Source organism: Gemella sanguinis ATCC 700632, assembly GCF_000701685.1.
In the GTDB taxonomy this organism is placed as follows: domain Bacteria; phylum Bacillota; class Bacilli; order Staphylococcales; family Gemellaceae; genus Gemella; species Gemella sanguinis.
On the sequence record NZ_JNJO01000005.1, the window covers coordinates 119,590 to 130,049 of the forward strand.

Below are 10,460 nucleotides of genomic sequence, written 5' to 3' on the forward strand. Positions count from 1 at the left end.
AACAAAACGGAATTATCAGAAAATTATCTTAAATTTCTTGAAAAAATAGCGATTTTTTTTCGGAATTCTATTGACAAATCCTTGTAAATATATTATTGTAAGTAAATATCAAAAGAAATTATATAAAATTAGGAGGAGATGTAATGTTAAAATTTATAAAGAAAAATTCTTATATATCAATCGGACTTATGTTATTTGCACTATTCTTTGGTGCTGGTAATTTAATTTTCCCAGCATTTTTAGGTCAAAACGCTGGAAGTAACTTACCAGTAGCAATGACTGGATTTATTATTATGGGGGTTGGACTTCCACTATTAGGTGTATTAGTTATGGGATATTCAGGAGCTGTAGATTTACTAGAATTATCTAGTAGAGCAGGTAAGGTTTTTGGTGTAACTTTTACTACACTACTTTATTTAACAATTGGACCTTTCTTTGCAATTCCTAGAACTGGGACAACAACATACGAATTAGGTCTATCTAGTTTCTTCCCAGAAAGTAGTCAAATTGTTGCGCAAGCAGTATTTTTAGCAATTTTTATGGGATTAACTTTATGGTTATCAATTAGCCCAAATAAACTTGTTGATAGAATTGGAACAGTAATTACTCCAGTATTATTATTATCTATGGTAATATTAATTATTGCTTCATTAGTTAATCCAATGGGAAGTGCTCAAGCACCTACTGAACTTTATTCTACAAGTTCAACAGCATTCTCTAATGGACTAATGGAAGGATACAATACAATGGATGCTTTAGCTTCATTAGTATTTGGTATTATTGTTATCAATGCTGTTAAATTATATGGAGCTAAAACAAAAAGTGAAGTATTTAAAAATACTACAAAAGCAGCAGTTATTGCAGCAATATTACTAGCGTTAGTTTATGTATTTATTTCTAATATTGGAATGACTTCAGTATCTGTATTAGGATTACAAAAAACTGGAGCTGGAGTATTAACTGGAGCTACTACTTACTACTTTGGTTCAGTAGGAAAAATTTTATTATTCGTAATCGTATTTTTAGCTTGTTTAACTACAAGTGTAGGTTTAGTAACAGCTTGTTCAACTTATTTCGTAAGATTATACGATAAAATTAGTTATAAAGCTTACGCAGTAGGATTAACTGTTTTCTCTTTTGCTGTTGGTAACTATGGACTAGCTGCTATTATTAAAGGGGCAGTACCAGTATTAGTACTTTTATATCCACTTACTGTGGTATTAATACTACTAGGTTTCTTAAATAACTTATTTGGTGGTAAAAAAGTTGTTTATGTAACTACAGTTACACTTACAGCATTATACAGTCTATATGCAACTATTACTTCAACTCTTGGTGTATCAGTTGTAGCTATTGATAATGTTTTAGTAAAAGTATTACCTATTCAAGGTGATTTTGCTTGGATAAACTTTGCTGTTGTAGGAGCAGTGTTAGGGCTAGTATTATCATTAAAATTCAAAAAAACAATAAATGACTAATAATTATTTATAAAGAGAGTACAAACTATTTTGTACTTTCTTTTTTTTATTCAAAAAATGATTATTGTATTTTGACATTAGTAGAAAGCAATGGTATTATATATAAGACATAAAAATTATAAGATAAGGATTATTATCACTATAAAAATTTTTTATAGATATAGGAGTAGCAATGGTACTAGAATTTAAAGAATATAAAAAGAAAGTTAAAAAAAATACAGTATTAGAGTTAGACTTAAAGCTAGATAGTGGTGAAATACTAACGATAGTTAGTAATGAAGTAGAAAGTTTACAATTAATTAAAGACTCTATTAAAGATAAAGTTAGTTATAAAGGAAAAATTTTATTTAATGATAAAAATGCATCAAAGGAAAAATTAATATTTACTGATGATTTTGGTTTTTATAATCATTTATCATTAATAAAGAATTTCAGGAAGATTTTACCATTATTTAATGTTAATTTATCAAAAGAAGAACTTATAAAAGAATTTGAGTCTGTCGATTTAAAACCAGGTGTGAAATATAAAAAACTATCAAAAAATAAAAAGATAAAACTGCACACCCTATTTTCAATTTTAATAAATCAAAGCTTAATAGTTGTTGACTATTCTGAAGAGACTTTAACTTCAGAGGACAAACATCAAATTAGAGAGTTAATATTATCAAAATCAAATAACGAAAATATAGTAATATTAGATACTATACTTAATCAATATAATGATATTGCAGACTATATATTAGTAATATCTGATAATGTTAAGTCATATTATGGTTCAATCGATGATGTATTAATTATTAGATCACTTGTTGCAGTAAGTATATCTAATCATCATAATCTAGAAAATATTCTTAAAGATTATCAGTATACTGTTGATGATGAAGGTGAAGTTGTAATTAGAGAGGAAGTACTAGAGGAGGTTCTATTTGAGTTGCTTAAAAATGATATAGAAGTTTATCAAATAAGAAATCTAGGTGAAAAAATAAAACTTTACCAAGGGAAAGGAGAAGAACTATAATGTTTTTAATAGAATTTGGAAAAATATTTAGAAGAAATTTCAACTATCTTTTTGGTTTAATAGTTTTACTAATAAGTACAGGTTGTATATATAATCTAAAATCAATATCAACGTACTATGAAATACCAGAAATTAATACAATGTTCAATATTGTTTTAAAAATTGTTCTAGTTTTAGTTATTTTCATTATGGGTATTAATTATATTTATTCTTATAGAGAGGATTATATAACAAAGGTTAGTACATTATTAATAATGACAAATAAGAAAGTAAGTCGTGATATTTCTTCAATTTTAGCAAGTTTGATTTACTTTTTTGTGTATTATTTAGTATTAGTTTGTGGAACTTGTGCAGTGTTGTATTCAAAAAATAAAGGAACATTCTTAGATATTAGAGATGCTTTTCTTACTGGACATACAATATATTCTTATGTGTTAATGATTATATTAATGTTGTTATTTGCAAACCTAGTATTTTTATTAATGATATCTTTATTTAATAATACTAATATAGCTATTGCATTGTCTTTACTATTTTTTGTTGGTGGAGATGTAGTATCAAAACTATTAGAATCTCGTATATCATTTTTATCAGGTAAACTAGATAATAGTATCCTGAATATATTTGCAAAGGTATTTAGTAACCTTAATCAAAATATTGACTTAAATGTAACAACATTCTTACCATTAGTTTTAAATATGGCCGGATTAGTATTAGTGATTTTTGTAGTTAGATTAATAAAAAGAGTAGTTTCATAATATAAGGAGGTTAATTGATAATAATGGATTCACAAATTATAATTCAGTATTTAATTGTTTTACTAAGTTTGATAGTGTTAGAAGGTTTACTTTCTGCTGATAATGCAATTGTTTTAGCGGTTATGGTAAGACATTTACCACCTAAAGAACAAAAGCATGCTTTATTATATGGACTAGCAGGAGCATTGATCTTTAGAATTATTGCTATATTCTTAATAACAATATTAGCTCAATACTGGCAAATTCAAGTCTTAGGTGGTCTATATTTACTTTTTATGGCTGGTAGTCATATCAAAGAATTTTTTGATAAAAGAAAAAATAGTACTGAAGAGGAAATTAAAGCACCTAAAAAACAAAGTGGTTTTTGGTCTACAGTAATTAAAGTTGAGTTAACTGATATTGCTTTTGCAATTGACTCTATATTAGCTGCTGTAGCAATAGCAATTACTTTACCACATATTTCAGAAACTTCAATTGGTGGGATAAATCTTGGACAATTTTCAGTAATGGTTATAGGAGGATTCGCTGGAGTAGTAATAATGAGATATGCAGCAAATATTTTCATAAGAGTGTTAGAAAAAAAACCAGGTTTAGAAGTAGCCGCCTTCTTAATAGTTGGCTGGGTAGGTATAAAGCTTTTTGTTATTGCTGCAGCCCATGAGAAATTAGCTCTAATACCCGCTGATTTTCCTCACTCAACCTTATGGACAGTAATATTTTGGGCAGTATTACTTGGACTATTAGTCTGGGGTGTACTTGTATCAAAAAGATTTGAAGAAAAATAATAAGAAAGAAACTAGAAATCATAATTCTAGTTTCTTTTTCTTATGTACAATAACTACTATATGTGATATAATTTTTTACTATAATAAGATTTTAATTATGTAATGGAGGTGTAAAAATGGCATTTGATGGTTTTTTTGTTAGAAAACTAGTAGAGGAATTTAATAGATCTATATTATATTCTCGTATAAATAAAATTAACAATCTATCGAATGATGAGTTTATTTTTTCTATTAGAAAAGGGAAAAATTTAAAATTATATGTGTCAGCTAATTCTAGCGCATCAAGAATTCAATTGACAAATAATAGTTATGAAAATCCCCAAACACCTTCAAATTTTTGTTCTGTACTAAGAAAATACTTGATGGGCGGAATAATAGAAGAGATTAATCAAATAAATAATGATAGAATTATTAAATTTAAAATAAAAAATTTTGATGAGTTAGGATATGAAAAATATTATTTTTTAATAACTGAATTAATGGGTAAACACTCTAATATTATATTAACTAATAGCGACAATATAATAATTGAGTCATTAAAAAATAGTTATAGTTTAGAGTACAGTCGTTCAACTATTTCTAATATGGAATATGTTCTTCCACCAACAGTTAAAAAGTATAATCCATTTAACTTTAGTGAGTATTCTGATTTGAAATGTGATAATAATGATAAAAAATTCTTAATTAAAAATTTTTATGGAGTTTCATCAGTCTTAAACAACTACTTCTTAAATAAAGAAGAGAATGTTTTAGAATCTTTTAAAGAGTTTTGTAGTAACTTTTCATCATATAATGAGCCTACACTTTTAAAAAATGGTAATAAAAATGATTTTTACTACTTTGACATTATAAGTAATAAAGATAATATTAAATTTGATAGTCTTTCTAGATTGTTAGATTTTTATTATATGGATATCCAAAAAGAATCAAGTAATAAAAATACAGAAAAAGAATTATTCAATTTCATAAAAAATAAATTGAGTAGATTAAATAAAAAGCTAAAAATATTAAATAAAGAATTATTAGAAGCAAAAGAAAAAGATGATTATAAATTAAAGGGACAATTACTTATTTCTAATATATACTTGTTTAAAAATAATATACCAGAAGTTGTTACATTGCAGAATTTTTATAGTGAAAATTTAGAAGATATTTCTATTGAATTAGATCCAAATATAAGTATTGAAAAAAATTCAGAGAAATATTTTGAATTATATAAAAAGAATAAGAGAACTATTGAAAATCTATATGAGCAAATAGATATAACAAAAAAAGATATCTCTTATTTTGAAACTTTGAGTTTTCAAATTGAGAATGCTGGTAAAACAGATTTATTAGAAATAAAAGAAGAATTGATAAATTCTGGATATCTGAAAAAAGATAAAAATAAAAAAAGTACAAAGAAAAAAAATAATTACTTAATAATAAAATATAATGGTATAGACATTTATGTAGGTAAAAATAATATTCAAAATGATACTATAACAAATAAATTGGCAAGAAGAGATTATCTTTGGTTCCATGCAAAAGATATACCAGGAAGCCACGTAGTAATTTTTGATAATAATCCAGATGAAGAAACGAAAAGAGTAGCTTCTATGCTTGCGGGGTATTTTTCTAAATTTAAAAATGAAAATTATGTGTCTGTTGACTCAACACTGATAAAGAATGTTAAAAAAATTTCAGGAGCCAAACCTGGAATGGTGACTTATACTGATCAAAAAACAGTAAAACAAAAAATTGATAAAATCTTTATAAATGATTTATTAGTAAAAAATAATTAATGTAAAATTTGAAAGGTGTGTGTTTAATGAATAATAAATTAGATAGAAAAACTGCTTTCAAAGATACATTACCTACTGTATTCGGGTATATAGGGATAGGTTTGGCATTTGGTATTATTGCAAGTTCAGCAGGTTTAAATATTTTTTTAGTTGGGGCAATGTCGTTATTTATTTACGCTGGTAGTGCACAATTTATTACTGTGAGCATGCTTTCAGCAGGAGCACCAATAATCTCCATAATTATAGCGACTTTTCTAGTTAATTCAAGAATGATTCTAATGAGTATGTCAGTAGCGCCGTTTTTTAAAGAGTATAGCTTATTTAAAAATATTTCTATTGGAACATTTTTAACAGATGAAAGCTATGCTCTTGGAATGAATAAACAAAATTATACGAATGGAAAATTATCATACGAGTGGTTTAATACTGCAAATATAATATCTTATATGACTTGGGGAATTTCTTCAGTTATAGGAGCATTGTTAGGTAGCGTAGTAAAAAATCCTTACGGACTAGGATTGGATTTTGCTTTAGTGGCAATGTTTATAGGTTTACTTTATTTACAAGTTATTTCAGATTTTACTATAAAGAAAAAAGTTCAGATAATTGTAATAATAATTGTTTTATTTTTAGTATTTTTTGGAATGATTATTTTACCAAGTAACGTTCTAATTATTATTGTTACTTTAATAGGGTGTACAATAGGGGTGGTATTAAAAAATGTTATCCATTAATTATATTATATTAACTATAATAGGTTGTGCAGTTGTAACGTGGTTATCAAGAGTAGTGCCATTTGTTTTATTAAAAAAATTTGATTTACCAAAAGCGGTTATTGAGTTCTTAAGTTTTGTACCAATTGTAATTATGTCTACATTATGGTTCAATAGTTTATTTATACAAAATATAGGAGAGCTTCCTAAGATTAACTATGAAAATTTGATAGCTTCATTACCTACTGTATTAAGTGCAATTATTTCTAAAAATCTATTAGTTATAGTAATAACTGGAATTATATCTCTTGCAATAGTGAGATATGTAATGTAAGAAATAATTAAACAAATATTGATTTTAAAATATTTTAATTTAGTGTGTCTAATAGTTTAATTTTCAGGCGATTTGTGGTATTATAAGAAGATAATAAATGATAATAGAGGAATCAAAAAAATGGAGAAAGGCTTATTAATAGTTTTATCAGGTCCTTCTGGTGTAGGAAAGGGAACTGTTAGAAAACGAATTTTTGAAAGTAATGATGTTGGCTTTGAGTATTCAATTTCTATGACTTCTAGAGGAATAAGACCTGGTGAAGTAGATGGGGTTGACTATTTTTTCAAAACAAAAGAAGAATTTGAACAACTTATTGAACAAGGTGAATTACTTGAATATGCACAATACGTAGACAATTATTATGGGACTCCTGTAAAGTATGTACGTGAAACTATGGATAAAGGGAAAGATATATTTTTAGAAATAGAAGTGCAGGGAGCAAGCCAAGTTAAGAGTAAAATACCTGATGCATTATTTATATTTTTAGCTCCTCCTAGTATTGCAGATTTAAAAACTAGATTAAAAGGACGAGGAACAGAGAGCGATGAAGTAATTGAGTCTCGAATAGCTAAAGCTAAAAAAGAAATAAATATGATGCACTTATATGATTATGTTGTTGAAAATGATGAAGTAGATAAAGCAGTAGAAAGAATCAAAGCTATAATAACAAGTGAGCATTTAAAACGTGAACGTATAGAGATGAAATATCGAAGAGCTTTATTAGAATTAGAAGAAATGTAGGAGAGAATAAATGTTATATCCAAAATTAGATGTATTAAAATCAAAAGTAAATTCAAAGTATATGTTAGTTTCATTAGCAAGTAAGAGAGCTCGTGAATTGTTCTCAGACCCAGAAACAAAAAAATTAGATAACTATGTATCTCATAAAGAAGTTGGAAAAGCACTTGAAGAAATAGCTGAAGGTAAAGTATCAGTTTTAGAAAAATAATTATTTAACATTATTTATTTACAAAAACTTTATTATAGTGTAAAGTAGTATAAGTATTTTCTTTGAGTGATCGCGGCAATTTTGCTGAGGAAAGTCCATACTCGCACTGACTGAGATGTCAGTAGTGTTCAACGCTAAACGAAAAAATAAGTTTAGGCACCTTTTTAAGGTGACGGCAGAAAATATGACCTAAGTAGTTTCTATATGGTCATATATCTTGAAAGTGCCACAGTGACGAAGTTCATATAGAAATGTATGAAGTGGAACGCGGTAAACCCCTTGAGTGAGCAATTCAAATTTTGGTAGAAGCACTTACTTCACAGAAATGAATGTAGGAGTAGGAAATATGTATACATATTTAGACAGATGATCACAACTATTGTTACGAGGGTAGACTAGTCCCGATTGAGTAAGATAGATACAGAATATGGCTTATGATAAGAAAATAACTAGTTCTAGGGGCTCTTTAGAGCCTCTTTTTTAAGGAGGAAGAAATGAAATATAATTTAGTAGCAACAACACCTATGGGTATAGAAGCTATTGTAGCTAAAGAAGTACAAGAGTTAGGTTATGAAACAAAAGTAGAAAATGGTAGAGTATATTATTCAGGAGATAAGAGAGCTATAGTTCGCTCTAATTTATGGCTTAGATGTGCAGATAGAGTAAAAATTGTAGTAGCTCAATTTCCAGCTTATACATTTGAAGAATTATTTGAAAAAACTAAAGAGATAGAATGGGATAAATATCTCCCAGTAGATGCAAAATTCCCAGTAGATGGGCGAAGTCATAAATCAACTTTATTTAGTGTGTCTGACTGTCAGTCGATTGTAAAAAAAGCAATTGTTGAAAAAATGAAGAAAAGTTACGGGGTAACTGGTTGGTTAACTGAAACAGGTGCTAGATATCGATTAGAAATAATTATGTTAAATGATATAGCGACAATATTGTTAGATACATCAGGAGATGGATTACATAAAAGAGGATATAGAGCAAAACAAGGTACAGCACCATTAAAGGAAACACTTGCTGCAGCTATGGTAAAATTAACTAACTGGAAAGGTGAAACACCATTATATGACTTGTTCTGTGGTTCAGGTACTCTGTTAATAGAAGCGGCTATGGCTGCACAAAATATGGCACCTGGTATTAATAGAAATTTTGATTTTGAAAAATGGCCATGGATGCCAAAAGCGTTAGTTGATGAAGAAAGAAATAAAGCTGAAGAAGCAATTGACTATGAGAAGGAATTAGAGCTATACGGTTCTGATATTGATCCAAAAATGATTCAAACAGCTGAAAATAATGCTGAAGAAATTGGTTTAGCTGGGGTTATTAAGTTCAAACAAATGTCGGTATATGATTTTGTTGTAAAAAAAGAAGCTGGTTGTGTAATAGCTAATCCGCCGTATGGAGAGCGTTTGGGAGAGAAAAAAGAAGTAGAGAATATGTATAAATATTTAGGGGCCGCGCTTAAAAACCAAAAATACTGGTCGCTGTATATATTGACTTCTAATAAAATGTTTGAACATTTATATGGTAAGAAGGCAACTAAGAGAAGAAAGTTATTCAATGGTTCCATTGAGTGTACCTATTACCAATATTGGGGCGAAAAGCTAAGATAATATTTGACAATATGAAAAATATATCATAAAATTAAATAATAGATTAATTATTTATCTTATATAAAAGGAAAAGAGGTTAAAAGTTTATGCATCTAACTAAAAGTACTGAACAAGCAATATGTATAATGGTTATGCTTTATTTACAGGATAGACATATTTATTTAAATTCAAAGGAAATAAGTAAACGTCTTAATATATCACCAACATACTTAAAAAAAATTATGAGAAAACTAGTTGTCCATAATCTTGTAAAAGCTAACACTGGAGTAGGTGGAGGATATAAATATCGTAGTAATAAAACAGTTACATTATATGACGTATATGTTGCTCTAAATGGTGAAGTAGAAGTCTTTGTTTTAAAAACTGACTATGTTTCTAAAATATTTGAAGGAGCATTAGCTGTTGATAAACGTTATAGTGAGTATTTAAGAAAAGTAAATACAATTAATCACTCTATTAAAGAAGCGCTTGAGCAAATTACTATAGAGGAAATAGTAGAAGACATTCTTGATGATAATTCAAGAATAAGACTTGATTGGAATAATTGGGAAGAAGAATTTAAACGAGTAAATGTATTTTTCAAAGGATAAAAATAAAAGACTATAGGAAAAACCTATAGTCTTTTCAGATTGTTGACAAAAATACCGAAATATCAAGCTATTATTGATGTTATGGTATTTTTTTTCAAAAAAAATAAGCCTTAAGGCAAAAATTCAGTAGTATTAAGAGGTTTTATACCTCTCTTAATGCTATTGTTTTCATATTTTGAACGCAACAAGACAGCCAAGCGTACGACTGTACTTTGGCTTTTCCTCTATATTGTGCATACCTGTATCCGTGATTTTGTTTAGAATCCGCAAAGCTACGTTCTATTGTTTCTTTTCTTCTCTTATACAATAGTTTTCCTTCTTTTGATATACGTCTTAACCTAGCTTCATCATAATAATCCGCATTTATATGGCGTCTTATTATTTTCTTCTCGTTTTTATCATCACTTTTATATTGTTTATATCCATTTC

General features: G+C 27.6%; 12 protein-coding genes and 1 other RNA gene. 12 read left to right on the plus strand and 1 reads right to left on the minus strand.

The window, feature by feature from the left end; translation table 11 throughout:
* Positions 1–143: 143 nt before the first annotated feature.
* The 12 genes from brnQ to T369_RS0104585 all read left to right on the plus strand — a co-directional run bounded on the left by brnQ (position 144) and on the right by T369_RS0104585 (position 10,031).
* Positions 144–1,478: a branched-chain amino acid transport system II carrier protein gene (brnQ, locus tag T369_RS0104535; RefSeq protein WP_031552315.1), complete on the plus strand. Its 1,335-nt coding sequence runs from the start codon at positions 144–146 to the stop codon at positions 1,476–1,478.
* A gap of 172 nt (positions 1,479–1,650) precedes the next feature.
* Positions 1,651–2,496 (plus strand): hypothetical protein, encoded by an 846-nt coding sequence (locus tag T369_RS0104540; protein WP_031552317.1) that lies wholly within the window; start codon positions 1,651–1,653, stop codon positions 2,494–2,496.
* A complete protein-coding gene (locus T369_RS0104545) occupies positions 2,496–3,254 on the plus strand; it encodes an iron ABC transporter permease (protein ID WP_031552319.1) in 759 nt (252 codons plus the stop codon). The genes T369_RS0104540 and T369_RS0104545 overlap by 1 nt, the downstream gene beginning before the upstream one ends.
* Positions 3,255–3,277: 23 nt before the next feature.
* Positions 3,278–4,039: a TerC family protein gene (locus T369_RS0104550; protein WP_031552323.1), complete on the plus strand. Its 762-nt coding sequence runs from the start codon at positions 3,278–3,280 to the stop codon at positions 4,037–4,039.
* Positions 4,040–4,155: 116 nt separating this feature from the next.
* A complete protein-coding gene (locus tag T369_RS0104555) occupies positions 4,156–5,823 on the plus strand; it encodes an Rqc2 family fibronectin-binding protein (RefSeq protein WP_031552327.1) in 1,668 nt (555 codons plus the stop codon).
* Positions 5,824–5,849: 26 nt separating this feature from the next.
* A complete protein-coding gene (locus tag T369_RS0104560) occupies positions 5,850–6,557 on the plus strand; it encodes an AzlC family ABC transporter permease (RefSeq protein ID WP_031552329.1) in 708 nt (235 codons plus the stop codon).
* Positions 6,544–6,870 (plus strand): AzlD domain-containing protein, encoded by a 327-nt coding sequence (locus T369_RS0104565; RefSeq protein ID WP_031552332.1) that lies wholly within the window; start codon positions 6,544–6,546, stop codon positions 6,868–6,870. Before T369_RS0104560 ends, T369_RS0104565 begins: the two co-directional genes overlap by 14 nt.
* A gap of 120 nt (positions 6,871–6,990) precedes the next feature.
* The gene (gene gmk, locus T369_RS0104570; RefSeq protein ID WP_031552335.1) at positions 6,991–7,611 is read left to right on the plus strand and encodes a guanylate kinase; all 621 of its coding nucleotides are present in this window, start codon (positions 6,991–6,993) and stop codon (positions 7,609–7,611) included.
* Positions 7,612–7,621: 10 nt separating this feature from the next.
* Positions 7,622–7,819, plus strand: coding sequence for a DNA-directed RNA polymerase subunit omega (rpoZ, locus tag T369_RS0104575; protein WP_006363405.1), 198 nt, complete (start codon positions 7,622–7,624; stop codon positions 7,817–7,819).
* Between the two features lie 58 nt (positions 7,820–7,877).
* An RNA gene (gene rnpB, locus T369_RS09095) (RNase P RNA component class B) lies at positions 7,878–8,259 on the plus strand.
* 54 nt (positions 8,260–8,313) lie between these two features.
* Positions 8,314–9,441 (plus strand): THUMP domain-containing class I SAM-dependent RNA methyltransferase, encoded by a 1,128-nt coding sequence (locus T369_RS0104580; protein ID WP_031552339.1) that lies wholly within the window; start codon positions 8,314–8,316, stop codon positions 9,439–9,441.
* An 86-nt stretch (positions 9,442–9,527) separates the two neighbouring features.
* Positions 9,528–10,031, plus strand: a complete 504-nt coding sequence (locus T369_RS0104585; RefSeq protein ID WP_031552341.1) for an RrF2 family transcriptional regulator — start codon at positions 9,528–9,530, stop codon at positions 10,029–10,031.
* Positions 10,032–10,173: 142 nt separating this feature from the next.
* On the opposite strand, the gene T369_RS0104590 is transcribed toward T369_RS0104585, so the two are convergent.
* Positions 10,174–10,460 (minus strand): transposase (locus tag T369_RS0104590; RefSeq protein WP_031551604.1); only part of this gene is annotated, 287 nt, incomplete at its 5' end.

Excerpts from the sequence above, each read along its gene's own strand:
- brnQ (WP_031552315.1), top strand. The coding sequence starts at position 144 with ATGTTAAAATTTATAAAGAAAAATTCTTATATATCAATCGGACTTATG.
- T369_RS0104540 (WP_031552317.1), top strand. The coding sequence starts at position 1,651 with ATGGTACTAGAATTTAAAGAATATAAAAAGAAAGTTAAAAAAAATACA.
- T369_RS0104545 (WP_031552319.1), top strand. The coding sequence starts at position 2,496 with ATGTTTTTAATAGAATTTGGAAAAATATTTAGAAGAAATTTCAACTAT.
- T369_RS0104550 (WP_031552323.1), top strand. The coding sequence starts at position 3,278 with ATGGATTCACAAATTATAATTCAGTATTTAATTGTTTTACTAAGTTTG.
- T369_RS0104555 (WP_031552327.1), top strand. The coding sequence starts at position 4,156 with ATGGCATTTGATGGTTTTTTTGTTAGAAAACTAGTAGAGGAATTTAAT.
- T369_RS0104560 (WP_031552329.1), top strand. The coding sequence starts at position 5,850 with ATGAATAATAAATTAGATAGAAAAACTGCTTTCAAAGATACATTACCT.
- T369_RS0104565 (WP_031552332.1), top strand. The coding sequence starts at position 6,544 with ATGTTATCCATTAATTATATTATATTAACTATAATAGGTTGTGCAGTT.
- gmk (WP_031552335.1), top strand. The coding sequence starts at position 6,991 with ATGGAGAAAGGCTTATTAATAGTTTTATCAGGTCCTTCTGGTGTAGGA.
- rpoZ (WP_006363405.1), top strand. The coding sequence starts at position 7,622 with ATGTTATATCCAAAATTAGATGTATTAAAATCAAAAGTAAATTCAAAG.
- T369_RS0104580 (WP_031552339.1), top strand. The coding sequence starts at position 8,314 with ATGAAATATAATTTAGTAGCAACAACACCTATGGGTATAGAAGCTATT.
- T369_RS0104585 (WP_031552341.1), top strand. The coding sequence starts at position 9,528 with ATGCATCTAACTAAAAGTACTGAACAAGCAATATGTATAATGGTTATG.